Genomic DNA, 24,582 nt, shown 5'->3' with positions numbered 1-24,582 from the left:
CCGGTCGATGGTGCGGTAAACGGCGGGACTTTAGCATGTCATGCGCCAGGCTGCCTGTTGCGCCATACCCGATAGGCCCGGATCCCGGCGCGCACCGAGCCGAACAACGAGGTGTCTTCCATTTCCCGGGCCAGCCCCGAGCGCACCAGCATGCGCAGGAACCGTCCACGGGCGCGAGCGATGGCGAAGCGAATGCCGCGCGCCGCCAGGGTGTCGCGCACTTCACGCAGGGCGGCGATGCCGGTCACATCGATACTGCTCACCGCTTCGGCGTCGAACAGTACGGCGCGGGGCTGGGCGTCGCGCTGCACGGCCTCGAGCAAGCGCATCTTGAAATAGTCGGCATTGAAGAACAGGATCGCGTCATCGAAGCGGTAGACCACCAGGCCTGGCACGGTGCGCGCGTCGTCATGCTTGCGAATGTCGACTTGCCCTTCGGTGCCGGGCAGCCAACCGAGCACGGCGTCGGTCGGCTGGTAGATGGTGTAGAGCAGGCGCAAGATGGCCAGGGTCACGGCGAACACGATGCCGGGCAGAACGCCCAGGCCCAGGACGCCGGCCGTGGTCAGCAGACACAACCAGAACTCGAAGCGGCTCAGGCGCCTGATATGACGCAGCGAGCGCATGTCGATCAAGCCCCAGCCGGCCATCAACAGTACCGCGCCCAAGGCGGCTTGCGGGATCCACGCCATCGGTGCGGTGAACAGCAGCAGGATGAGGGCGATGACCAGCGCTGCGATGATGCCGACCAACTGGCTCTTGCCCCCGACCATGTCGTTGACCGCGGTCCGCGAGTCGGCGCCGCTGATGGCGAAACCTTGGGACAGGCCAGCCGCCAGGTTGCTGACCCCGAGCGCGACGAACTCGTGGTTGGCGTTGATCGCATAACCGTGGCGCGCGGCGAAGCTGCGCGCGGTGAGCATGGCGCTGCAGAAACTGACGGTCGCGATGCCTAAGGCATCGCGCAGCAGGCTCTTGGTTTGCGCAAGGTCGCTGTGCGGCCAGGCCAGCTCAGGCATGCCGGCCGGCACCGGCCCGAGAATGGCTACGCCAAATCGGTCCAGGCCGAACAGGCCGACCAGCACGGTAAACAGCGCGACCGTGACCAGCGCAGCGGGCAGCCGTGGATAGCGGCGCGGCAGCCAGATCAGCAGGCCGAGCGCCAGGCTGCCGATCAGTAGGGTCAGCCCGTGAATCTCCGGCAGGCGCTGGAAGAAATCGATCACGCTGAGCACGAAGCCGTCGCCCTCGATCGTGAAACCCACCACTTTGGACAGCTGCCCGGCAATCAGGCTCAGGCCGATACCGTTGAGGTAGCCGATCAGGATCGGCCGCGAAAAGAAACTGGCAATGAAGCCGGCGCGGGCCAGCCCGGCGACGATCAACATCAGCCCCACCAGCACGGTGACGATCACCGACAGCTCGGCGATGCGCTGAACATCGCCCATCGCCAGCGGCGCCACGGCCCCGGCGATCATCGTGCAGGTGGCCGCGTCAGGGCCGACCATCAACTGACGCGAGCTGCCAATCAAGGCGTAGACGATCATCGGCAAGATGCAGGCGTATAGACCGTACTGCGGCGGCAGGCCGACGATCTGCGCGTAGGCGATGGCGATGGGAATCTGAATGGCGGCCACCGACAGCCCGGCCTGCAGGTCGGCCTGCAGCCACTCGCGGCGGTAGTGGAGGAGATTGGCCAGGCCGGGGAGGCAACGGGCAAGCAACATGCGTCGTCCTTCGATGAGGTTTCCAGGTCCATGGGGCAAGCAGCGGCGAGGGCCTTGCCTGCGGGCGACTATACGGCGAGTCGGCAGATGGCGGCCATGGGCCATATCAATGAAAGGAGCAGAAACGAAAAAAGGAGCCATGGGCTCCTTTTGACAGCGCGGGCGTTGCACTAACGCCTGGCGGGACTTGCAATGTGTGGAGCGGGTAGAGGGAATCGAACCCTCAACTAAAGCTTGGGAAGCTTTCGTTTTGCCACTAAACTATACCCGCGTTTGCGTTGGACTTTTTACCAGAACCTGGCCTGGATTAGAAGCCCGGGTTCTAAAAAAGCTGCAATCTCCAAGCGGCGAGCAAGCGCATTTAGCGTTGGCGGCCGGTAACCTCAGGGTTACTCGGCGCCGATGGGTTCACAGTGCCATTGCATGATTGCCCTGCGGGTAATGGTAGGCACGCTTTCGTTGCCCGCGAGGTGCAGGCTTGAGAAAGCCCAGCAGGGCGTCGCGGGTGGCATCGCAGGCAGACTTGCCTTCCATGTCCAGGAAATGGCCCGCGTTACGGATTACGCTGAACTGGCTATTGCCCACATGCTTGCCGAACTGCCGGGCGTCTTCGACGGTGGTGTACTCGTCGCGCTCGCCGTTGACGAACAGCACCGGAATCGCAATGTTGCGCGCGCCAGTCAAGGCCCGTTCAAGGTCGCGCTGCAGTACTTGCTCGATGTGGAAATGCATCTGCGCGTACTCATGGCTGTCCAGGCTGCTCACGTGCCGGTAATTGAAGCGTTTGAACAGCGACGGCAGGTGCTTGCCGATGGTGTCGTTGACCAGGTTGCCGACCTGGTAGCGGTCGCACGCCGCCAGGTACTGGCAGCCGCGCTCCAGATAGTCACGCATCGGCGCGTTGATCACGGGCGAGAACGAACTGACCACCGCCTTCTTCACCTGCCGCGGCTGATGCGCCAGGGCCAAAAGCGTGCAGGCGCCGCCCCAGGAAAACGACATCACGTGGTCGCAGCTGAAACGCTCGATCAGTTCGAGCAGAATCAGCGCCTCTTCCTCTTTGCTGATCAATCGTTGCTGGCGGTTATGGGCCTTGGACTTGCCGGCATAGGGCTGGTCGTACAACACCACGTTGAACTGGGGGTGCAGGTTGCGCACCGTCTGGGCGAACGAGGCGGTGGTGGCCAGCGAGCCGTTGATCAGGATGATCGTCTTCTCGGCCGCCTCCGCGCGATAGAACTCCGTGTAAACCCGATACTGACCTTGGATATCAAGTACAGCGATTTCTGGCCTCATGTCATCGACTCCTGGCGCAAAAAGGGTAATCGCGTCACCTAGGGTGCACGTTCTTTATGACAGGTAGGCAAGCGCCTGAATGAATCGCAGGGCCCTGTGTCGATCCTTGGCACGGGTGTCGACGATGTTGTTGTGGCGGGCAATCTGCCGTGCCCCAAGGCATCTGGGCTTTGGGTGGCCGGCAAAAAGTGTCGAGGCTGGCGGGCGTGACCGAGTGGTCACTCGCAGACTGACGAATTAGCAGTCAAGCAGTGGCGCCGCATTCTCGCAAGTGCCGCTGGTGCAGATATCAGGGCCCAGGCGCCCAACGGTCGCGAGCCCGAGAACCTGGCCTCACACCGAGGCGATTTCCTCGGCGGTCAATGCCCGGAACTGCCCAGGCTGCAGGGCGGGATCGAGGTGGATCGTGCCCATGCGCTCGCGGTGCAGGCCAATCACTTTGTTGTCGAAGTGCCCGAACATGCGTTTGACCTGATGGTAGCGACCCTCGACGATGGCCAGGCGCGCCCGGCGAGGGCCGAGGATATCCAGCTGGGCAGGTTGCGTGGTGAGGTCTTCGAAGGCGAAGTAGAAGCCTTCTTGAAAACGTGCCACGTAGTGCGCGCCAATGTCATCTTCGGTGTCGACCAGGTAGTGCTTGGGCAGCTTGGTGCTCGGCTGGGTCAGGCGCCGCGACCATTGCCCATCGTTGGTCAGGATCATCAAACCCGTGGTGTTGAAATCCAGGCGTCCGGCGATGTGCAGATCGTCACGTAGTTCATCGGGCAGCAAATCCAGCACGGTAGGGTGCTGTGGATCATGGGTGGCGCTTACGCAGCCACTGGGCTTGTGCAGCATCAGGTAGCGCGGCGGGCGGCCGGCCTGCAGCAGCAGCTGGTCGACCTCGACGCGGCTGAATTGACTGACCTGGGCAACGGGATCGGTGGTCACGCGGTGATCCACGCGCACCCGCTGTTGTGCCAGCAGCAGGCGGACTTGCTGACGGTTGTAGCAGGGCTGGTTGGCGAGAAAGCGATCGAGACGCATGGCAGCAACAGGGAGGGACGGGCGCGCAGTCTAGCGGTTTTCGTCAGCCCCCGCCGCACCCTGGTCGGGCAACTGGTCGAGTACCGCTGCGCATCGCGGGCACAAACAGGCTTTGTCACGCAGTGCCTCGGGCAAGGACTGGAGCACCGCCGGATCGATGCTTACGCCGTAGCACCAGCACGCTTGTGTCGCCCGCTTCGGGTCGGCCAGGCTGCACTGGTTGGGCGCGCCGCAGGCCGGGCAATGCTGGCTGTCATTCATGGGTCGGTTCCGTCGCTTCGCTGCAGACGCGGTTACGGCCCGCCTGCTTGGCCCGGTACAGCGCGCGATCAGCGCGGCTGAGCAATGTGTGCAGGCTATCGCCTGGCTGCAAGGCGCTCAAGCCGATACTGGCGGTCAAGCGCAGCGCTCGCTGGTCATGGCTGAACGTCAGTTGCTCGGTGCGGCGACGAATTTTTTCGGCCACATCGATCGCCTGGCGCCCTTGCACTTCGCGCAGCAACACCACGAACTCCTCGCCACCCCAACGACACAGGACATCCGATTGGCGCAAGCTGCCCTGCAGCACATTGGCGAACTGGCGCAAAACCTCATCACCGGCAAGATGCCCGTAGGTATCGTTGAGCACCTTGAAATGGTCCAGGTCAATCAGCAACGCCACCAGCGGCGCGTTGTCGCGTTGCGCCGCCAGCAGGGCCTGGGCCGCCAGCAGGTCGAAGCTGCGCCGATTGGGCAGGCCGGTAAGGGTATCGAGGGTGGCCAGCGCTTCGGTGCTCAGGTGGTGGCGCCTGAGCATGCCATTGAGCAGCGACAGCACCACCAGGGTGATCATCGCGCAGATCGCCAGGTTCAGGTACAACGATTGGCGAATGCGGTCCAGCGCGCCGCCTTCGCGTTTGTCCACCAGCAGGTACCAGTCCAGTTCCGGCAAGTGGCGCACGTTGAGGAAATGGCTGTGGCCCTGGCTGTCCTTGTACTCATGGCTGCCCTGGCTCGGCACTGGCCGCTGCGCCAGCAAGCCGCGCAGATCGGCATTCTCGGCCAGTGGCTCGCCGCCCTTGAGGCCATGGGGACCGCCATCGGAACCGGTCAGGATGACCTTGCCTTCGGCATCGATGAAAAACACCGAGCGCTGGTAGCGGCGCTGATAGGTGTCGATCAGCTTGACCACGGCGTCCACGCTCAGCCCCACCCCGGCAGCGCCGATGAAGCGCTGCTGGTAATCCAGCACGCGGTAGTTGATGAACACTGTCAGGCTGTCTTGATTGGCCATGTCGACGTCGACGTTGATCTCGTACGGCGACTTCATCTGGCGCAGGCGAAAATACCAGGCGTCGCGCCAGCTGTCGGCCCGCACCTGCTTGAGCACGCCCTTGGCCTGGTAGTAGGTGAGGCTACGCTCGGAGACGAAGAACGAGGTGAAGATGTCCTGCTTGCCCACGACTTCGCCGAGAAACCGGGTGATGCGTGCAGTGTCCTGCTCGCCGGCCAGCACCCAGTCGCGCAGGAAGGTGTCCTGAGCCATCATCGAGGCAATCAGCACCGGGCGGATCAGGTCCTTCTGGATTTCCGAATAGACGGTGTCGGAGGTCAGCGGCAACTCGGTGTTGACGATGCCATCGCGGATGGCACTGCGCGAGGCGAAGTAACTGATCAGCGAAGTGGCGAGGAAGCCGCACGCCAGCAACAGCAGCAGGGCGAGGATCAACGAGCGCTGTGACAACAGGGCGGAGCGTGAGGGCATGATCTTCCCGTGATGTGTGCCGAGGCGCCCATTCTAGTGAGATACCGCCGCAAAGACTGCAAGTATTTCAGGGTGATATGAAGCTGTATCAATTTGTTGCTGAAATGGCACTGCACCTTGTCGCGATGGTCTGATTCTTTGCCGATGAACGCATTTCCATCGGCGCTTGCCAGCGTCGCTGTGCGGGCACCCCAGCGGTCCGGGAGGCCGCCATGTCCTATCGAATTCTGTTGATCGCCCTGCTGGGTCTCATGACGTCCGCCTGTGCGCCTTACTACGGCGGCGGTGGCCACTACCGTTCGGGTTATTACACCAGCGATCGTTATGTGACGCCTGGCTATTACCGTCAGGATCGTTACTACGTGGTGCCGCAGCCCCGCTACTACTATCAGCCGGCGCCACGCTACTACCGCCCGGCGCCTCCGGCCTATTACCGACCGCAACCACGGCCTGGGCTGAATCAATGGCACGGTAACCCACGCTATGACTACGGCAATCGCCAGCGTCACGACTATGGGCGAGACCGTGATCGTCATGACTATCGCGATGGCAGCCAGCGCTATCAGCACGGCAACTGGCAGGGCCGCCCTGAGCACGAGCGGCGTCCGGACCGTGGGCGTGGCCCGGATCGTAACTGGCAGCGCTAGACGCGGCGCCCATCAGCTCAGGTCGGCAAGCGGGTGTGGCCCGTGCCAGAGCGTGGCGAAATGCGCCTCGACCACTGCCGCGGGTACGTGACTGATATCCGGCCAATGCCAGCGCGGCTGGTTGTCCTTGTCGATCAGGCGTGCACGCACGCCTTCGCTGAATTCCGGATGCCGGCAGCAATTGAGGCTGATGGTGTATTCCAGCTGCAGGACCTGCCCCAGCGACAAGTGCCGGGCTCGGCGGAGCTGTTCCCACACCAGGTGTGCGGTCAGCGGGCAGCCTTCCTGCAGGCGTTGCCCGGCCGCAGCCAGCAGCGGGTCGGCATGTTTTCTCAGGGCTGTCACGGCGCGCCAGGCAGCGGCTGCATCAGCGACATCGAGCACTTCGTCGATCAGCGCGCGGCGGCTGAGCCATTGCCCTTCGGGTAACTGCTGCCACGCGCTGTGCTGCTCGGCCTTGAGCAAACTGTTGAGCTGCAGTGCGGTCTGCTCTTGCCAATTGATTTGCAGCAGTTCGTCGAGCAGCGCCGGCTGTTGCTCCTCGCCCAGAAAACGGTCGGCCAGGCCCAGGTCCAAGGCGTCCCGGGCGTTGATCGGCGCCCCGGTCAGGCCGAGGAACAGACCCAGCTTGCCCGGCAGCCGCGCAAGGAACCAGCTGGCGCCCACGTCCGGGTACAGACCGATGCTGATTTCCGGCATCGCCAGGCGGCTGCTCGGTGTAACGATGCGAATGCCAGCGCCCTGCAGCAAGCCCATGCCGCCGCCCAGCACATGCCCGTGGCCCCAGCACAGCAGTGGCTTGGGGTAGGTGTGCAGCAGATAGTCGAGGCGGTACTCGGCGGCGAAGAAACTCGCCGCCAGGGCCGGCACACTGCCAGGTTCGGCGCGGCAAGCCTGAGCCAGCGCGTGCACATCGCCTCCGGCGCAGAAGGCTTTGGCGCCAGTGCCGCGCAGCAAAACGCAGACCACGCTCGGGTCTTTGGCCCACCTATGCAACTGCTCGCCAAGGCTTTCGATCATCGAGAGGTTCAAGGCATTGAGTGATTGTGGCGCATCGAGGGTTGCGATGCCGATGCCGGCGCCAGCAGCGCCGACCTGTACTTCGCAGTGAACAGCCATGGCGTACCTCGCGAACGTGATCAGGCAAGTATGGCTCGCCTGGGCGAACATGCCCGTCGCCGGTCGGATCGATTGACAAGGGCATGCGCCTTACCTAGTGTCGCGCCATCGATTACGGATGGCCCCATGACTGACGACGACCGCATCAAACTCGAGCCGAGCTGGAAAGCTGCACTGCGTGAAGAGTTCGACAAGCCCTACATGCACCAGCTGCGCGAGTTCCTGCGCCAGGAACATGCGGCCGGCAAGCAGATCTACCCGCCGGGCCCGCTGATCTTCAACGCGCTCAATTCCACGCCGTTGCCCGAGGTGAAGGTGGTGATCCTCGGCCAGGACCCTTACCACGGCCCCGGTCAGGCCCATGGCCTGTGCTTTTCGGTGCAGCCTGGCGTGCCGACCCCGCCGTCGCTGGTCAACATCTACAAAGAGCTGCACCGCGACCTGAACATCCCCATCGCCAACCACGGCCACCTGCAGAGCTGGGCAGAGCAGGGCGTATTGCTGCTCAACACGACCATGACCGTGGAGCGCGCCAACGCCGCCTCGCATGCCAAGAAAGGCTGGGAGTTCTTCACCGATCGGATCATCGAGGTGGTCAGCGAACAGTGCTCCAACGTGGTCTTCCTGCTATGGGGTGCCCATGCGCAGAGCAAGCAGAAGCTGATCGACGGTACCAAGCACCTGGTGCTGAAATCGGTGCACCCGTCGCCGTTGTCGGCCTATCGCGGGTTTCTCGGCTGTGGCCACTTCAGCCGGGCCAACGGCTTTCTCGAGCAGCGTGGCCTGGCCCCGATCAACTGGGCGCTGCCACCGCTCTGAAATGCCGTCACCGGTTGGGTGAACGAGCGTTCCAGACCCGGAACAACGGCTCGGCCAGAAACAGCACGAACAACAAGCGCATGACCTGCAGCGCCGTTACCAGCGGCACCGACAGTTGCAAGGTTTCCGCGGTCAGGCTCATTTCGGCGATGCCGCCAGGCATCATGCCCAGGGTCAGTGAGCGCAAGTCCAGCGCGGTCATCGCACTGAGCGCCCAGGCGGCACTGCCGGCGACCGCCATGCACAGGGCGGTGGCCACCAGCGTGCGGCCGAGAAACGACGGCGCGCGGCGAAAGAAGGCGCGGTTGAAGTGACAGGCCAGGCCGCTGCCGATCAGCCATTGGCCGATCTGGCTGGCACCGTTGGGCATGGCAATCTGCAAGTCGCCCGCCAGGCTCACCGATGCCGCCACCAGCAATGGCCCGAACAGCCATGGGTTGGGCTGGCGCAGACGCTGCCAGAGCACGCCCATTGCCACCCCCAGCGGCACGATCAGCGCCAGCCAGCTCCAGCTGACGCTGCCGGTATGGTTGAGCGCCACGCCGTCACCGAGGAGGAACTTGAACAGTGCCGGGATGCACAGTACTACCGCCAGCACGCGCAGGCTCTGCGCCGCCGCGACCTGGCTGAGCACCGCGCCATTGCGCGCGCCCAGGTTGACCATTTCACCCGAGCCGCCAGGCATGCTGGCGAAGAACGCCGTGGCGCGGTCCTCGCCGGTACGCCGCAACAGCCACACACCGATCACGCTGGACAGCGTGGTGAACAGGGCGCCGAAGAAAATCAGCGCGAAATGCTCGGCCACCTGCTCGATCACCGCAGGGGTGAAGTGCAGGCCGATACCGATACCGATGATGCATTGCCCGCATTTGCGGCCATTGGGAATTTCCGGCAGCTGCCAGGGGGTCAGGCAGCGCACCAGGATGATCGCCAGCAACGCACCGACCATCCACGGCAGCGGCCAGCCGACCTGGCTGGCGGCATAACCCCCAGCCAAGCCGACCAGCCCGGTCGCGACGAACAGCGGCAGGTGCCGATCAGGCATCGGCCATGGCCCGGCGCTGTGCACTGCGCTTGCGCCAGATCCGCAGCAGCGGCAGGGCCAGCATGCACAGGGTCACGCCCCACACCGACAAGCTGATCGGGCTCGACCAGAGAATGCCCAGTTCGCCGTTGGAGATCGACAGCGCGCGGCGCAGGTTCTGCTCCATCAGGCCACCGAGGATGAACCCGAGCAGGATCGGCGACAGCGGGAAGTCCAGCTTGCGCAGGATGTAGCCCATGATGCCGATGCCAACCATCAGGAACAGGTCGAAGGTGGTGGCGTGCACGGCGTACACCCCGATCGCGGTGATGATGGCGATCACCGGCACCAGCGCCCAGTTCGGCACGGCCAGGATGCGGGTGAAGATGCGGATCATCGGGATGTTGAGGATCACCAGCATGATGTTGGCGATGAACAACGAGGCGATCAGGCCCCAGACGATGTCCGGCTGCTGTTCGAACAGCAGTGGGCCTGGGGTGATGTTGTACAGGGTCAAGGCGCCGATCATGACTGCCGTGGTACCTGAACCTGGGACGCCGAGGGTCAGCATGGGCACCAGCGCGCCGCAGCAGGAGGCGCCGATGGCGGTTTCCGGGGCGGCCAGGCCACGGGCGTCGCCCTTGCCGAACTTGCCGCTGTCACCGGCCAGGCGTTTCTCGGTCATGTAGGCCACGGCGCTGGCCAGGGTGGCACCGGCACCAGGCAGCACGCCCATGATGAAGCCGAGCAGGCCGCAACGGATGTTGACCACGAATACCGAGGCCGCTTCCTTGAAGTTGAACAACATGCGCCCGGTGGCTTTCACCGCCTGGTGGCCGTGGTGGGTCTTTTCCAGCAGCAGCAGTATTTCGCTGACCGAGAACAGGCCCAGCACCAGCACCACGAACTGAATGCCGTCGGCCATGTGCACGCTGTCACCGGTGAAGCGGTACACACCGCTGTTGGCATCGATGCCGACCGCCGAGAGGAACAGACCGATCAGCGCGGCGATGAAGGTCTTCAACGGCTTGTCACCGGCCATGCCGCCGAGGGCGACAATGGCGAACACCATCAGCACGAAATACTCGGCCGGCCCGAAAGCGATCGCCCATTTCGCCAGCAGCGGGGCGAACAGCACCATGCCGCAGGTGGCGATGAGCGCGCCGATGAACGAGCTCCAGGCCGACAGCGACAAGGCCACACCGGCCAGGCCCTGGCGCGCCATCGGGTAGCCGTCGAGGGTGGTCATCACGGTCGAGGCTTCGCCGGGGATGTTCAGCAAAATCGAGCTGATCCGCCCGCCGTACTCGCAGCCCAGGTACACCGCAGCCAGCAGGATCAGCGCCGATTCAGGCGGCAAGCCGAGGGCGAAGGCAATCGGGATCAGCAGGGCCACGCCGTTGATCGGGCCCAGGCCCGGCAACAGGCCGACCACGGTGCCGATCAAGGTGCCCGACAGGGCGGTGACCAGGTTGTAGGGGGACAGGGCGACGCCGAAGCCCTGGCCCAGGTAGCTCAAGGTATCCATGTGTCAGTTCTCCAATACGCTCAGCAGGCCGAGGGGCAGGGGTACGTCCATGACGCGGTCGAACAACCAGTAGAGGAACACGCTCATGCCCACCACCACGATGGCGCTGTGCAGCCAGCGGCCGCCGTATAGCCGGGCCATGGGAATACCGACCAGAACGGCGCTGAGGATGAAACCCAGGCTTTCGAAGGTGGCGGCAAAGACCAGCAACAGGCCGACGCAGGCGGCGATCTTGATCAGCGTGGCACGGTCGAGCTCTGGCTCGTCGTCCTTGCGCACGATCGGCGTCGGACGGATGGCCAGGTACAACAGGCCCAGGCTCATCAGGCCGAGCATCAGCAAGGGGTAGGCGCGCGGGCCTACCGGTTCGTAGGAAAACGCGGCCTGATAGGGCCAGGCCATGACGGCCAGGATCGCGCACACTGCCAGGAGCACCAGGGCGAAGATGCGTTGCAGGATCATCAAGAAATCCTCGTTGTTCGTCGGCGAGACGCGGACCTCCCAGCACGAGCGGACCGCGTGGGTGGCTTACTGGATCAGGCCGAATTCCTTGGCCAAGGTCTTGTAGTCAGCGACCTGTTTCTTGACGTAGCCGTCCAGCTCGGCACCGGTCATGGCGAACGGGAACAGCTCGCGCTGATCGCGCAGCTTGGCGAAGTCGTCGGAGGCCAGCATCTTGTCGAACGACTCTTTCCACCAGGCGTAGTCTTCTTCGCTGACCTTCGGCCCCAGGTAGAAGCCGCGCACGACCGGCCAAACGATGTCGTAGCCCTGCTCCTTGGCGGTGGGGATGTCTTTCATCTCAGGTTCCGGCAGGCGGTTTTCCGCGAACACCGCAAGGATGCGCATGTTGCCGCTCTGAATGTGTGGCATGGAGTCGGAGATGTCGGTCGAGCCAACCTGAATGTGCCCACCCATCAGCGCCGTGGCGATCTCGCCGCCGCCTTCCAGGGCCACGTAACGCAGGTCGCGCGGGTTGATGCCAGCGGCCTTGGCGATCAGCGCGGTCTGCATCCAGTCCTGGCTGCCAACGGTGCCGCCGGAACCGATTACCACGCTGCCAGGGTCTTTCTTCAGGGCGGCGACCAGGTCGTCGAGGGTTTTGTAAGGGGAATCGCTCTTCACCGCGATGGCGCCGTAGCTGGTGCCAACGGCGGCCAGCCACTTCACCGCGTTTTCATCGAAACGGCCGAACTTGCCTTGCGCCAGGTTCAGCAGCGAGCCGCTGGACCAGGCCACCAGGGTTCCGGCATCGGCAGGGCGCTGGGCCACCACGGCGTTGTAGGCCACGGCACCGACACCCCCTGGCATGTAAGTCACGCGCATGGGCTTGCTGAGGATCTTTTCCTGCACCAGGGCGCTTTGCACCAGCTTGCAGGTCAGGTCGAAACCGCCCCCTGGCGAGGCCGGAGCGATGCATTCAGGGCGTTTCGGTTCAGCCGCCAGGGCATTGCCTGCCAGCAGCAGGCAACCGGTGGCGAGGGCGAGGCGGCGCAGTGAGAAGGTCATTGAAAGTCTCCGTGAGCGTTGTTGTTATGAGTGAGCGCAGTTGGCTTACCACAGCGCGACGCTGTAGCTGACCAGGACCCGCACTTCGTCGGCATCGCGAGCGAAGTTCGAGCGGAAGGTGGCGTTGCGCAGGCGCACGGCGACGTTTTTCAACGGGCCGGTTTGTACCACGTACTTGAGTTCGGTGTTGCGTTCCCATTCCTTGCCCTCGCCACCGGCGGCGCGGCTGACGTTGTCGCCGCTGATGTAGCGGGTCATGAAGGTCAGGCCGGGGATGCCCAAGGCGGCGAAGTTGTAGTCGTAGCGGGCTTGCCAGGAGCGCTCTTCGGCGCCGGCGAAGTCGTTGATCTGCACGAAGTTGACCAGGTACGGGTCAGCGCCGTCGATATAGGGGAAGGCGCTGTCACCGGACAACTGCTGCCAGGCGGCGCTGACCTTGTGCCCGCCGAGGCTGTAGCTGAGCAGGGTGTTGAACGAGGTGTTGTCGATGCGTCCGGCCTTGGCGGCGCCGGCCTCGTCGCTAACCGCCAGGCGCACATCGGCGCCGAAGGCGCCTGGGCCCCAAGGCTGGGTGGCGAGCAGGCCGATGAAGTGCTGGCGGTAGATATCGTCGAGCTGGGCGAAGTGATAGCTGCCGGTGATACGGTCGCTGAACTGGTAGTCGAGGCCTGCCAAGGCAAGGTGATCGGCGCTGAAGGTGCCACCGAAGCGGCCGTTCTTGTTGTTCAGCGTCAGGTCTTCCCAGTTGGTGTCGTTGCGGTCCTTGGCTTTGTCCAGGCGCCCGCCGGTGAAGGTCAGGCCCTTGATCTCCTTGGAGGTCAGCAAGCCGCCTTGGAAGGTCTGCGGCAGGATGCGCCCGTCGTTGGGCTGCAAGGTCGGCAGTTCGGGGATGAGGCTGCCGATCTTCAGCTCGGTCTTGGACACCTTGACCTTGCCGGTCAGGCCGAGTTTCGAGTATTCATCGGCGGCGCGGCCGTCGTCGTGGGTTGGCAGCAGGCCGCTGCCGGTGCGGTCGGGGCTGGAGTCGAGCTTGATGCCGAGCATGCCCAGCGCATCGAGGCCGAAGCCCACGGTGCCGTCGGTGTAGCCTGACTCGAAGTTGAGCATGAAGCCCTGGGCCCATTCGTCGCGCTTGGACTGCTGCGCGCTGGTGCCGTCGCGAAAGTCGCGATTGAAATACATGTTGCGGGTTTCGAAGGTGGCCGTGCTGTCGTCGAGGAAGGCAGCCTGGCTCAACGGGGCGGTGCCGGCGGCTGCGAGGGCGCAGGCGATGGCCGATGGACGTGCGAATGGGGAAGGACGAGGCGCGAACGCCTGAAGCTGCGCTGACAGCATCGGGATGACTCCATTTCTTGTTCTTATTCGTTGCACCTTGTTGGTGCTTATGGCGGCGCGTGGAGCGACCGTGGTGCGATGCTAGGCAACCAACCTTTCGCTAACCTTTCAGCGTGAAAGGTTTGTTACAAGGGGCTTCACAGACTTGACGGCAGCGGTACACTCCGCGCCACTGCCCCCTCCGAGCTGGGAGAATCCGATGCGTGTGCTGCTGGTGGAAGACCATCTGCAACTGGCTGAAAGCGTGGCTCAGGCCCTCAAGAGCCATGGCCTGAACGTGGATGTGCTGCATGACGGCGTGGCCGCCGACTTGGCCCTGGCCAGCGAGGACTATGCCGTCGCCGTGCTCGATGTGGGCCTGCCGCGCATGGACGGCTTCGAAGTGCTGGCGCGCTTGCGCGGTCGTGGCAAGACCTTGCCGGTGCTGATGCTCACCGCGCGCAGCGATGTCAAGGACCGCGTCCATGGGCTCAACCTGGGGGCCGACGACTACCTGGCCAAGCCCTTCGAGCTGGCCGAGCTCGAGGCGCGGGTCAAGGCCCTGCTGCGCCGCAGCGTGCTCGGCGGCGAGCGGCAGCAGCGCTGCGGCCCGCTGGTCTACGACCTGGACACCCGGCGTTTCAATCTGGGGGAAGACACCCTGACCCTGACCTCGCGCGAACAGAGCGTACTTGAAGCGCTGATCGCCCGGCCTGGCCGGGTGATGAGCAAGGAGCAGCTGGCGGCCCAGGTGTTCGGCCTGGATGAGGAGGCCAGCGCCGATGCCATCGAGATCTATATTCATCGGCTGCGCAAGAAGCTCGACGGCCAATCGGTGGCCATCGTGACCTTCCGCGGCCTGGGGTATCTGCTCGAGCACCGTGATGCGTGACACCGGCAGCCTGCGCGCGCGGCTGGTCGGCAACCTGGCCCTGTTGCTGGTGGTGCTGATGCTGGCCAGCGGCCTGAGCGCGTACTGGAACGGCCGCGAGGCGGCCGATACCGCCTACGACCGCACCCTGCTGGCCTCGGCGCGAACCATCGCCGCCGGCCTGTCACAGCGCGACGGTACGCTCAGCGCCGACGTACCTTACGTGGCCCTGGATACCTTCGCCTACGACAGCGCCGGGCGCATCTACTACCAGGTGCTGGACATCGAGCAGCGGCTGATTTCCGGCTACGAGCGGCTGCCGCCGCCACCGCCAGGCACGCCGCGCACCGATGATTATCCGGCGCTCGCACGCTTCTACGACGCCACCTACCTGGGCCAGGACGTGCGCGTGGTCAGCCTGCTCAAAGCGGTCAGCGAGCCGAACATGAACGGCATGGCCGAGATTCGTGTGGCCGAAACCGAAGAGGCGCGCGTGCGCATGGCGCGCGGGCTGATGGCCGATACCCTGTTGCGTCTGGGCATGCTGGCGCTTGGCGCGTTGGTGATGGTGTGGTTCGCCGTCAGTGCTGCGCTGCGCCCGCTGGAGCGCCTGCGCACGGCGGTGGAGGAGCGCCAGCCGGACGACCTGCGGCCGCTGCCGGTGGTGCAGGTGCAACGCGAGCTGCGCCCGCTGGTGCATGCCCTCAACCACTTCACCGAACGCTTGCGCGCACAGTTCGAACGCCAAGCGCAATTCATCGCCGAGGCTGCCCACGAACTGCGCACACCCCTGGCCGCCCTGAAGGCTCGGGTCGAACTGGGCCTGCGCTCGACGCAACCTGAAGAATGGCGCCAGACCCTGGCATCGGCCGTGCAAGGCACCGATCGCCTGACTCACCTGGCCAACCAGTTGCTGTCGCTTGCACGGGTCGAGAACGGTGCTCGGGCCATCGCCGAAGGCGGCGCCCAGCGTCTGGACCTGAGCCAGCTGGCGCGTGAGCTGGGCATGGCCATGGCGCCCCTGGCGCACAACCGAGGCGTGGCCCTGGCCCTGGAGGCAGATGCACCGGTGTGGCTCAAGGGCGAGCCGACCTTGCTCAACGAGTTGCTGAGCAACCTGGTGGACAACGCACTGGCGCATACGCCGGCCGGTGGCAACGTGATCTTGCGGGTACTGGCGCCGGCGGTGCTGGAGGTCGAAGACGACGGCCCGGGGATTCCCTTCGAGGAACGCGAGAAAGTCTTCGAACGCTTCTACCGGCGCAGTGTGCAGGGCAGCGGCCTGGGCTTGGCGATCGTCGGTGAAATCTGCCGCGCGCACCTGGCGCAGATCAGCCTGCATGATGGCGCGAAAGGCGGTCTGAAAGTCCGCGTGAGTTTCATTGCAGATGGCGCCTGAATCCGCTGCCGGCGCCCAGCGCCAACAGCGCTATCAGCGCAGCATGCTGCGTGCTTCGAGCAGCTCGGCGACATCCAGTTCGGTGCCGTAGGGCAGGCCCAGGTGACGGTAGGCCGGCAGCGCTGCCAAAGGCCTGCTGCGCCCGCGCTGGCTCAGGCATCGGGCGATCTGCACCACGTCGATGTAGTCGACTTTGTCGGTACGCCGGTCCAGGTCCTGAACCTGGCTGGGCAGGTTGACCAGTTGCTCGGGAAACTCCCATGCCGAGAGAATCTTGTCACCCAGCACAGGCTGAATCTGTTCGATCACGTAGTGCAGGCAGACGGGGTCGGAGAGCAACTCGTTGTGTTCTTCGGCATAGATCAGCACCGGCAAGGCGCCGATCTGATTGACCAGCCCACCCAAGGTCGCCTGATCGGCCTTGAGTGGCGTGAAGCGTCGACACAGCTCATAACTGATGCCCGCAACTTCCAGGCTGTTGGACCAGATATCGCGCAGTTTCTGTTCGACCGCTGGCGAGCGGGCATGGAAGATCTGTTCGATCACCAGGCCGATGGCCAGGTTGCAGCTGTAGTTGATGCCGAGACGGGTGATCGCCGTGTGCAGGTCGGTGACCTCAACCGCAGCGCGCAGCAGCGGGCTATTGACCACCTTGATCAGCCGCGCCGAAAGCGCGGCATCGCGGCCGATCACCTTGCTCAAGGCCGCCACGCTGATCTCGCTGTCCTCTGCCGCTTCGCGAATGCTGAGGGCCACTTCCGGCAGGGTGGGCAGGACCAGGTCATCCTTTTCGATGGCAGCGAGCAATTGCGCTTGAACCATCTCGGCCAGCTTGTTCATGAACGTCTCTACGGCAAGGGTGGTGCACTGATCAGCGCTGGATCTCGCGGTCGCGGTCCAGCTCGTAGGGCAGGCTCAACAGCGCCAGGCGAGGGCCTTCGAGGCTTGCCAGGTGCAGGTTGTCATCCTCGACCGCCTCGGCGCTGAGCACCGCCAGCAGCTCACAGCCGCGCTCGGCATGCGCGGCGATCACCACCTCGCCGACCGACGACCCGTGGGTCGGCGAGAAGATCGCCGTGCCTGGCGCGGGCGGTGCTTGCTGGTCGAGCGCCAGGCGATACTGGCGACGCTTGAGCTTGCCCAGGTATTGCATGCGCGCGACGATTTCCTGGCCGGTGTAGCAGCCTTTCTTGAAGCTCACGCCATCGACGGCCTGCAAGTTGATCATCTGCGGAATGAACAGCTCGCGCGTCGGCCCGGTGACCTGGCCGATGCCGGCGCGAATCTGCCCCAGCAGCCAATCGTCGAGGCTGCCTTCAGCCAGCTTGCTCGCCAGTGCCTGGCGAACGCTCTCGGCGCGGTCCACCGGCACCCAGAGTTCGCTGCGACCCGCGCTGACCGCAATCGCGATCAAGCCATCGTGGCGCGCGGTGCTGCCAGCCTCCGCTGCCAGCACCAGGCCCAGCGCCTGCAGCGCAGCGGCGCCGTCGTGCAAGCCGAAGCGGACCCAGGCAGCGCTCTCGTCGGTGAGCGTGGCCTTGGAGAACACGGCGTACTTTTTCAGGTCGGCCAGTTGCGCCTCGAGCAGCTCGCTGGCCATGGCCAGCAGGTAGCCGTTGCCCTCGGGCAGGATACGGAAGCTCGATTGCATGCGGCCCTTGACCATGCAGCGGGCGCCTAGGCTTGCGTGCTCGAGGCTCAGGTAGTTGATATTGCAGGTCAGCTGGCCCTGCAGGAACTTGCCGGCATCGGAGCCGCGGACGGCGAGGACGCCCTCGTGGGACAGGGGGCTGAAGAAAGCGGAATCGGCCATGGGTCATCGCGGTGGCTAAAGACTGGCGGCCATCATAGAACGCCAGTAACAAAATAGGTAGGTGACTAGACCAACGCCCTGTGCCGCTTCGTTCAGCGCGCGGTATACTGCGCGACCATTCGAGGAGGGCCCCATGGTCGAACAAACTGAACTCAACCGGCTGTTCTGGCACAGCCGTCGCGGCATGCTGGAACTGGACGTGCTGCTGGTGCCATTCACCCAGGAGGTCTACCCGACCTTGAGCGAAGCCGACCGCGAACTCTACGTGCGCCTGTTGAGCTGCGAGGATCAGGACATGTTCGGCTGGTTCATGGAACGCACCGAGTCGCAGGACCCGGAGCTGCAGCGCATGGTTCGCATCATCCTGGACCGTGTCCAGCCCAAGTGAATGCTTCCAGTGCCGCTGGCAAGGCTCGCGCCTGTTGCTGGCGGCCTATCTGGCAGGCCTTCTACTGGCCCTGCCGGTCCTCGCGCTGAGTGCGCTGCCCGCCTGGCTCGCCGTCGGCATCGCTGCTGCGCTGGTGGTCCACGCCTGCTGGGCCATTCCTCGACGGATCCTGCTGACTCACCCTGGCGCGGTGACTGGCTTGCGTCGCGACGCACGCGGCTGGCACGTGTTCAGTCAGGCCCACGGCTGGCAGCCGGTACGCTTGTGCACCGACAGCGTGGTGGTGCCGCAGCTGGTGGTGCTGCGGTTCGTCAGGGCAGGGCGCTGGCTGAGTGAAAGCCAGTGCATACCGGCAGACGCCATGCACATCGAGCAGCACCGGCGCCTGCGGGTGCGGCTGCGGTTCGGTCGGCGCCGCTTTGCCAGCACCCCGGCGGCAGCTGGCTGAAACGGCTTGGATTCACTACGGGCTGAGAATGGTGTCCTTGGCCTCGGGCAGCAACTGCGGGTAGTCCAAGGTGTAATGCAGCCCGCGACTTTCCTTGCGCTGCATGGCCGAGCGGATCATCAATTCGGCGACCTGGGCCAGGTTGCGTAACTCGATCAGGTCGCGGCTTACCTTGTAGTTGCTATAGAACTCGTCGATCTCGTCGAGCAACAGGCGCACCCGATGCTCGGCCCGCTGCAGGCGCTTGCTGGTGCGCACGATACCCACATAGTCCCACATGAAGCGCCGCAGTTCGTCCCAATTGTGGGCGATGATCACGTCCTCGTCCGAATCGGTCACCTGGCTTGCGTCCCAGCAGGGCAGGGCTTGGGGCATCGCGACCTGGGCCAGATGGGCCTGGATGTCCGCTGCAGCGGAGCGGCCGTAGACGAAGCACTCGAGCAGCGAATTGCTGGCCATGCGGTTGGCCCCGTGCAGACCGGTGAAGCTGGTCTCGCCGATGGCGTACAGGCCCGGCACGTCGGTGTGACCGCGGTCATCGACCATCACCCCGCCGCACGTGTAGTGGGCGGCCGGTACCACCGGGATGGGCTGGCGGGTAATGTCGATGCCGAAGGCCAGGCAGCGCTCATAGACCGTCGGGAAGTGCGAGGTGATGAATTCAGCCGGCTTGTGGGTGATGTCCAGATAGACGCAGTCCACGCCCAGGCGCTTCATTTCATGGTCGATGGCGCGGGCGACGATATCCCGTGGGGCCAGTTCTTCGCGCGGATCGAAGCGCGGCATGAAGCGCTCGCCGTTGGGCAGGCGCAGCAGTGCGCCCTCGCCGCGCAAGGCCTCGGTGATCAGGAAGCTCTTGGCCTGGGGATGATACAGGCAGGTTGGGTGGAACTGGTTGAACTCCAGGTTGGCCACCCGGCAGCCTGCGCGCCAGGCCATGGCGATGCCGTCGCCACAGGCGCCGTCTGGGTTGCTGGTGTAGAGATAGACCTTGGCCGCGCCGCCGGTGGCCAGCACCGTGAAGCGCGCGCCGAAGGTATCGACCTCGCCACTGCTGCGGTCCAGGACGTAGGCGCCGAGGCAGCGCTCACCGGACAGGCCCAGGCGCCGCTCGGTAATCAGGTCGACCGCCACGCGCTGCTCCAGCAGCTCGATGTTGGTCCGCTTGCGCGCTTGTTCGAGCAACGTGGTGAAAATCGCCGCGCCGGTGGCGTCGGCGGCGTGAATGATGCGCCGGTGGCTGTGCCCGCCTTCGCGGGTCAGGTGAAACTCGAAGCCGCCGTCATCGACGCCGTGGTGTTCGTCACGAGTGAAGGGTACGCCCTGCTCGATCAGCCATTCGATGGCTTCACGGCTATGTTCGACGGTGAAGCGCACCGCCGCTTCGTCGCACAGGCCGCCGCCGGCATTGAGCGTGTCCTCGACGTGCGACTGCACCGTGTCGGTATCGTCCAGCACGGCAGCGACGCCGCCCTGGGCCCAGAAGGTCGAGCCATTGGCCAGATCGCCTTTGCTCAGGACGGCGATGCGCAGGTGGCCGGGGAGGTTCAGTGCCAGGCTGAGACCGGCTGCGCCGCTGCCGATCACCAGGACATCGTGTTGGAATTGTTGGCTCATGTCGGGACACTAGTAATCTTTGGAAAGGGCACGGCACAATAGTCACGCGCAGATGGCAATGTGAAACTATCGTGAAGGCTGGCCGGGCTGCCTTTATAGCAGCCTGCAGTGGCCCATTTCCATGCCACTGGGAGCGCTGAGTCAATCTTTGTGGGAACTTTCCGACACGGCGGGAAATCCTATGAAGGCTGCCCGCACGCCACACTATTGCCGCGGCGACGCAGGGCGGCAGCTCTATCTGGGCTGACACCTGCGTATTCGAAACCTGATTATCGACGTAGCGAGCCGTGACCGCGCCGCGTCTTTCGTGCGAGCCGACCAAGGGCCGCAGGAAACTTGCTTGGAGGGGAGAACTTTTGCGCAAAGCCCGAGTCTATGGTTGCAAGCCTGAACGATGGCTGCAACGCTCCTTCGAGTTCACCGAGGAGTGTTCATGCTAACCCAGGAAGAGGATCAGCAGCTGGTCGAGCGCGTGCAGCGCGGCGACAGGCGAGCTTTCGATCTGTTGGTGCTGAAGTATCAGCACAAGATTCTCGGGTTGATCGTGAGGTTCGTTCACGACACCCACGAGGCCCAGGATGTGGCGCAGGAAGCCTTTATCAAGGCCTACCGAGCGCTTGGCAATTTCCGCGGAGACAGCGCGTTTTATACCTGGCTGTACCGCATCGCCATCAACACGGCGAAGAACTATCTGGTATCCCGTGGAAGACGGCCACCAGACAGCGATGTGAGCTCCGAGGATGCGGAGTTTTACGACGGCGATCATGGTCTCAAGGATCTCGAGTCCCCAGAGCGCTCGTTGTTGCGGGATGAAATCGAAGGCACTGTCCATCGCACCATCCAGCAGCTACCCGAAGACCTGCGCACGGCGTTGACCCTGCGTGAATTCGACGGGCTGAGTTACGAAGACATTGCCAGTGTCATGCAATGTCCGGTGGGTACCGTGCGCTCTCGAATCTTCCGCGCTCGGGAGGCCATAGATAAAGCCCTGCAGCCCCTGCTGCAGGAAACCTGAGACAGCGGCTACAGCCAAGAGAGGAACCGCCATGAGTCGTGAAGCTTTGCAGGAATCGCTGTCCGCGGTAATGGATAACGAAGCGGACCAACTGGAATTGCGTCGGGTGTTGAACGCCGTCGACGACTCCGAAACCCGTGCCACCTGGTCGCGTTACCAGGTAGCCCGCGCAGCGATGCACAAGGAATTGTTGCTGCCCCAGCTGGACATCGCCTCGGCGGTATCCGCGGCGCTGGCTGACGAAGCCGTACCTGCCAAGGCCAAGCAAGGCCCATGGCGCACCCTCGGTCGCCTGGCGGTTGCCGCTTCGGTCACCGTGGCCGTGCTGGCCGGTGTGCGCATGTACAACCAGGACGAGATCACCGGTGCCGAGCTCGCCGCCCAGCAACCGGTACAGCAAGGCCTGAGCATGCCTCAGACCCAGGGCCCTGCGGTCTTGGCTGGCTACAGCGAAAGCAGCGATCAGGCCACCGGCCCGATGGCCAATGGCGTCCTGCAGAACCAGGCTGGCTGGGATCAGCGCCTGCCAGGCTACCTGCGCCAGCACGCCCAGGAATCGGCCCTCAAGGGCACTGAAACCGCACTGCCGTACGCTCGCGCTGCCAGCCTGGAAAACCGCTAAGTAAGGAGGCTCATGCGCGCGCTACCTCTCCTGTCGCTGCTGATAGGCAGCTGCATGACGGTGCCAGCGTTGGCGGCCAACTCATCGCCTGAGGCGAATGAGTGGCTGAACAAGCTGGCACAGGCCGAGCAAAAACAGAGTTACCAAGGCTCCTTCGTCTACGAACGTAACGGCAGCTTTTCTTCCCACGATATCTGGCACCGCGTCCAGGGTGGCAAGGTCAGCGAGCGGCTTTTGCAGCTCGATGATACCGCCCAGGAGATCGTGCGCATCAACGGCAAGGTGCAGTGTGTAAGTGGCGGCTTGGCCAGCAGCGCAAGCACGTTCGCCACTGCGCCTGAGGCTGCGCAGCGTTCACTCGATCCACTGAAACTGATGAGCTGGTACGACTTGAGCGTGGCCGGCAAGTCGCGGATCGCTGGGCGCGATGCGGTCATCCTTACCTTGACGCCGCGCGACCAGCATCGCTACGGCTTCGAGCTGCACCTGGATCGCCGTACCGGCTTGCCGTTGCGCTCCTTGATGCTCAATGACAAAGGGCAGTTGCTCGAGCGCTTCCAGATGACCCGGCTGGACACCGACCACGTGCCCACCGATCAGGATCTGCAGGCCAGTGCTACCTGCCAGGCGGTCGAACCCAGTGCCACTGCCTCCAAAGAGACCGTTGCCGGTTGGCGTTCCGATTGGTTGCCGTCCGGCTTCGAGCTGGTGACCAGCAGTGTACGGCGCGACGCGCAGCGCGATAGCAGCATCAGCAGCTTGATGTATGACGACGGTCTGGCGCGTTTTTCGGTGTTCCTGGAGCCGATCAAGGACGAGGGCGGTGCTGACGTGCGCACTCAACTAGGCCCGACCTCGGCTGTGTCGCGGCGTTTGAACACGCCCAAAGGCAAGGTCATGGTCACTGTGGTCGGCGAGATTCCGCTGGGCACGGCAGAACGGGTCGCGCTGTCGATGCGCCCGCAGGATGCCCAGGCGCGCCAGTGATGGCGCGTTTTTTCGGGCTTGAGCAGGCTGCGGTCAGGCGGACGGACATGCGTCTGAAATGAAATTAAAGCATTGTCATTTGCATTCTTCCGGCAAATTTTCTATAGGTCAGGCTTCTGGGAGCCTGGCCTTTCCTGCGTTTTGCGGGGCCATTTCTAACTACCGCTCGTTGTGACGGGAGCCGTATGTCAATACCACGCTTGAAATCCTACCTATCGATGTTCGCCGCCGTGCTCATGCTTGGCCAGGTGCTCACGGCCCAGGCCGAGGAAGCCCTGCCGGACTTCACCACGCTGGTCGAGCAGGCTTCGCCTGCGGTGGTCAACATCAGCACCAAGCAGAAGCTGCCCGAGCGCCGCATCGCTGCCGGGCAGATGCCTGACCTCGAAGGCCTGCCGCCGATGTTCCGCGAGTTCTTCGAACGCAACCTGCCGCAACAGCCACGCTCGCCACGCGGGGATCGCCAGCGCGAGGCGATGTCGCTGGGCTCGGGCTTCATCATCTCCAGCGATGGCTACGTGCTGACCAACAACCACGTGGTGGCCGATGCCGATGAAATCATCGTTCGCCTGTCCGACCGCAGCGAGCTGCAAGCCAAGCTGATCGGCACCGATCCGCGCACCGACGTCGCCTTGCTCAAGGTCGACGGCAAGAACCTGCCAACCGTCAAGCTCGGCGACTCGGAAAAACTCAAGGTCGGCGAATGGGTGCTGGCCATCGGTTCGCCGTTCGGCTTCGACCACTCGGTGACCAAGGGTATCGTCAGTGCCAAGGGGCGCACCCTGCCTAACGACACCTATGTGCCGTTCATCCAGACCGACGTGGCGATCAACCCGGGTAACTCCGGTGGCCCGCTGTTCAACATGCAGGGTGAAGTGGTAGGCATCAACTCGCAGATCTTCACCCGCTCCGGCGGTTTCATGGGGCTGTCGTTCGCGATTCCCATCGACGTCGCGCTGGACGTCTCCAATCAGCTGAAGAAAGACGGCAAGGTCAGCCGCGGTTGGCTGGGTGTGGTGATTCAGGAGGTCAACAAGGACCTGGCTGAGTCGTTCGGCCTGGACAAGCCGGCGGGTGCCCTGGTCGCGCAGGTGCTGGAAAATGGCCCGGCAGCCAAAGGCGGGCTGCAGGTGGGCGATGTGATCCTGAGCATGAATGGCCAGCCCATCGTCATGTCGGCCGACCTGCCGCACTTGGTCGGTAGCTTGAAGGACGGCCAGAAGGCCAAGCTCGAGATCATTCGCAACGGCAAACGCCAGACCCTCGACGTGGCCGTTGGCCCGATGCCTGACGACGATGCCGACATCGCCAGCGGCACCGGCCCTGAAGGCAGCGCCGAGCGCAACAGCAACCGCCTGGGGGTAGCCGTTTCGGACCTGACCGCCGAGCAGAAGAAAACCCTCGAACTCAAGGGCGGCGTGTTGATCAAGGAAGTGCAGGATGGTCCGGCGGCAATGATCGGCCTGCGTCCAGGTGACGTCATCAGCCACCTCAACAACCAGGCGGTGGTTTCGGCCAAGCAGTTCACCGAAATCGCCAAGGATCTGCCGAAGAACCGCTCGGTGTCGATGCGGGTACTGCGTCAGGGCCGTGCCAGCTTCATCACCTTCAAGCTCGCCGAATAACCGCGCGATCACAGGAAAAGGGCAGCTTCGGCTGCCCTTTTTGC

General features: G+C 64.1%; 24 protein-coding genes and 1 tRNA gene. 10 read left to right on the top strand and 15 right to left on the bottom strand.

Features of this window, described 5'->3' with window-relative positions; genetic code table 11:
- Nucleotides 1–38: 38 nt before the first annotated feature.
- From FS665_RS11705 to FS665_RS11680, 6 genes are all read right to left on the bottom strand, one after another.
- A complete protein-coding gene (locus FS665_RS11705; RefSeq protein WP_145188006.1) occupies nucleotides 39–1,727 on the bottom strand; it encodes a SulP family inorganic anion transporter in 1,689 nt (562 codons plus the stop codon).
- Nucleotides 1,728–1,924: 197 nt separating this feature from the next.
- Nucleotides 1,925–1,998: transfer RNA gene (locus tag FS665_RS11700), tRNA-Gly, on the bottom strand.
- 137 nt (nucleotides 1,999–2,135) lie between these two features.
- Nucleotides 2,136–3,023: an alpha/beta fold hydrolase gene (locus FS665_RS11695; protein ID WP_145188003.1), complete on the bottom strand. Its 888-nt coding sequence runs from the start codon at nucleotides 3,021–3,023 to the stop codon at nucleotides 2,136–2,138.
- A gap of 333 nt (nucleotides 3,024–3,356) precedes the next feature.
- Complete coding sequence (locus tag FS665_RS11690) at nucleotides 3,357–4,049, bottom strand: pseudouridine synthase (RefSeq protein ID WP_145188000.1); 693 nt, start codon at nucleotides 4,047–4,049, stop codon at nucleotides 3,357–3,359.
- 30 nt (nucleotides 4,050–4,079) lie between these two features.
- The gene (locus tag FS665_RS11685; protein ID WP_145187997.1) at nucleotides 4,080–4,310 is read right to left on the bottom strand and encodes a cysteine-rich CWC family protein; all 231 of its coding nucleotides are present in this window, start codon (nucleotides 4,308–4,310) and stop codon (nucleotides 4,080–4,082) included.
- Nucleotides 4,303–5,793 (bottom strand): diguanylate cyclase, encoded by a 1,491-nt coding sequence (locus tag FS665_RS11680; RefSeq protein WP_145187994.1) that lies wholly within the window; start codon nucleotides 5,791–5,793, stop codon nucleotides 4,303–4,305. The genes FS665_RS11685 and FS665_RS11680 overlap by 8 nt, the downstream gene beginning before the upstream one ends.
- Nucleotides 5,794–6,005: 212 nt before the next feature.
- Here FS665_RS11680 and FS665_RS11675 point away from each other — a divergent pair, with 212 nt between their 5' ends.
- Nucleotides 6,006–6,440 carry a hypothetical protein gene (locus tag FS665_RS11675; protein WP_145187991.1) on the top strand — a complete coding sequence of 145 codons (435 nt, stop codon included), beginning with the start codon at nucleotides 6,006–6,008 and terminating at the stop codon, nucleotides 6,438–6,440.
- A gap of 12 nt (nucleotides 6,441–6,452) precedes the next feature.
- Here FS665_RS11675 and FS665_RS11670 read toward each other — a convergent pair whose 3' ends face one another.
- Complete coding sequence (locus FS665_RS11670) at nucleotides 6,453–7,559, bottom strand: enoyl-CoA hydratase/isomerase family protein (RefSeq protein ID WP_145187988.1); 1,107 nt, start codon at nucleotides 7,557–7,559, stop codon at nucleotides 6,453–6,455.
- A gap of 126 nt (nucleotides 7,560–7,685) precedes the next feature.
- Between FS665_RS11670 and ung the strand changes: the two genes are divergently transcribed.
- Nucleotides 7,686–8,378: a uracil-DNA glycosylase gene (ung, locus tag FS665_RS11665; protein WP_145187985.1), complete on the top strand. Its 693-nt coding sequence runs from the start codon at nucleotides 7,686–7,688 to the stop codon at nucleotides 8,376–8,378.
- Between the two features lie 7 nt (nucleotides 8,379–8,385).
- Here ung and FS665_RS11660 read toward each other — a convergent pair whose 3' ends face one another.
- From FS665_RS11660 to FS665_RS11640, 5 genes are all read right to left on the bottom strand, one after another.
- Nucleotides 8,386–9,423, bottom strand: a complete 1,038-nt coding sequence (locus FS665_RS11660; RefSeq protein WP_145187982.1) for an AbrB family transcriptional regulator — start codon at nucleotides 9,421–9,423, stop codon at nucleotides 8,386–8,388.
- Entirely contained in the window at nucleotides 9,416–10,930 is a 1,515-nt protein-coding gene (locus FS665_RS11655) for a tripartite tricarboxylate transporter permease (protein ID WP_145187978.1), read from the bottom strand. The genes FS665_RS11660 and FS665_RS11655 overlap by 8 nt, the downstream gene beginning before the upstream one ends.
- Before the next feature lie 3 nt (nucleotides 10,931–10,933).
- Nucleotides 10,934–11,392, bottom strand: a complete 459-nt coding sequence (locus tag FS665_RS11650) for a tripartite tricarboxylate transporter TctB family protein (protein ID WP_145187975.1) — start codon at nucleotides 11,390–11,392, stop codon at nucleotides 10,934–10,936.
- A 66-nt stretch (nucleotides 11,393–11,458) separates the two neighbouring features.
- Entirely contained in the window at nucleotides 11,459–12,439 is a 981-nt protein-coding gene (locus tag FS665_RS11645; protein WP_145187972.1) for a tripartite tricarboxylate transporter substrate binding protein, read from the bottom strand.
- Nucleotides 12,440–12,484: 45 nt separating this feature from the next.
- Entirely contained in the window at nucleotides 12,485–13,774 is a 1,290-nt protein-coding gene (locus tag FS665_RS11640) for an OprD family porin (protein WP_145187969.1), read from the bottom strand.
- A 199-nt stretch (nucleotides 13,775–13,973) separates the two neighbouring features.
- Here FS665_RS11640 and FS665_RS11635 point away from each other — a divergent pair, with 199 nt between their 5' ends.
- A complete protein-coding gene (locus FS665_RS11635; protein WP_145187966.1) occupies nucleotides 13,974–14,645 on the top strand; it encodes a response regulator in 672 nt (223 codons plus the stop codon).
- Entirely contained in the window at nucleotides 14,638–16,023 is a 1,386-nt protein-coding gene (locus tag FS665_RS11630; RefSeq protein ID WP_145187963.1) for a sensor histidine kinase, read from the top strand. Before FS665_RS11635 ends, FS665_RS11630 begins: the two co-directional genes overlap by 8 nt.
- A gap of 33 nt (nucleotides 16,024–16,056) precedes the next feature.
- Here FS665_RS11630 and FS665_RS11625 read toward each other — a convergent pair whose 3' ends face one another.
- Both FS665_RS11625 and FS665_RS11620 read right to left on the bottom strand, forming a co-directional pair.
- Nucleotides 16,057–16,863: an HDOD domain-containing protein gene (locus tag FS665_RS11625; protein WP_145187960.1), complete on the bottom strand. Its 807-nt coding sequence runs from the start codon at nucleotides 16,861–16,863 to the stop codon at nucleotides 16,057–16,059.
- 31 nt (nucleotides 16,864–16,894) lie between these two features.
- Nucleotides 16,895–17,836, bottom strand: a complete 942-nt coding sequence (locus tag FS665_RS11620; RefSeq protein WP_145187958.1) for a folate-binding protein YgfZ — start codon at nucleotides 17,834–17,836, stop codon at nucleotides 16,895–16,897.
- 133 nt (nucleotides 17,837–17,969) lie between these two features.
- On the opposite strand from FS665_RS11620, the gene FS665_RS11615 reads away from it, so the two are divergent.
- Both FS665_RS11615 and FS665_RS11610 read left to right on the top strand, forming a co-directional pair.
- The gene (locus FS665_RS11615; RefSeq protein ID WP_145187955.1) at nucleotides 17,970–18,224 is read left to right on the top strand and encodes a succinate dehydrogenase assembly factor 2; all 255 of its coding nucleotides are present in this window, start codon (nucleotides 17,970–17,972) and stop codon (nucleotides 18,222–18,224) included.
- The gene (locus tag FS665_RS11610; RefSeq protein ID WP_145187952.1) at nucleotides 18,208–18,672 is read left to right on the top strand and encodes a protein YgfX; all 465 of its coding nucleotides are present in this window, start codon (nucleotides 18,208–18,210) and stop codon (nucleotides 18,670–18,672) included. The genes FS665_RS11615 and FS665_RS11610 overlap by 17 nt, the downstream gene beginning before the upstream one ends.
- A 15-nt stretch (nucleotides 18,673–18,687) precedes the next feature.
- Here FS665_RS11610 and nadB read toward each other — a convergent pair whose 3' ends face one another.
- Nucleotides 18,688–20,289: an L-aspartate oxidase gene (gene nadB / locus FS665_RS11605; protein WP_145187949.1), complete on the bottom strand. Its 1,602-nt coding sequence runs from the start codon at nucleotides 20,287–20,289 to the stop codon at nucleotides 18,688–18,690.
- Nucleotides 20,290–20,722: 433 nt separating this feature from the next.
- Between nadB and rpoE the strand changes: the two genes are divergently transcribed.
- From rpoE to FS665_RS11585, 4 genes are all read left to right on the top strand, one after another.
- Nucleotides 20,723–21,304, top strand: a complete 582-nt coding sequence (gene rpoE, locus FS665_RS11600; protein ID WP_003252049.1) for an RNA polymerase sigma factor RpoE — start codon at nucleotides 20,723–20,725, stop codon at nucleotides 21,302–21,304.
- Between the two features lie 31 nt (nucleotides 21,305–21,335).
- Complete coding sequence (locus FS665_RS11595) at nucleotides 21,336–21,926, top strand: sigma-E factor negative regulatory protein (protein ID WP_145187946.1); 591 nt, start codon at nucleotides 21,336–21,338, stop codon at nucleotides 21,924–21,926.
- Between the two features lie 12 nt (nucleotides 21,927–21,938).
- A complete protein-coding gene (locus FS665_RS11590; protein ID WP_145187943.1) occupies nucleotides 21,939–22,913 on the top strand; it encodes a MucB/RseB C-terminal domain-containing protein in 975 nt (324 codons plus the stop codon).
- 218 nt (nucleotides 22,914–23,131) lie between these two features.
- Entirely contained in the window at nucleotides 23,132–24,538 is a 1,407-nt protein-coding gene (locus tag FS665_RS11585; protein WP_371921264.1) for a DegQ family serine endoprotease, read from the top strand.
- Nucleotides 24,539–24,582 lie beyond the last annotated feature (44 nt).

It is taken from the genome of Pseudomonas sp. URMO17WK12:I11 (genome assembly GCF_007677725.1).
In the GTDB taxonomy this organism is placed as follows: domain Bacteria; phylum Pseudomonadota; class Gammaproteobacteria; order Pseudomonadales; family Pseudomonadaceae; genus Aquipseudomonas.
This window is presented reverse-complemented; position numbering and strand designations above follow the sequence as displayed.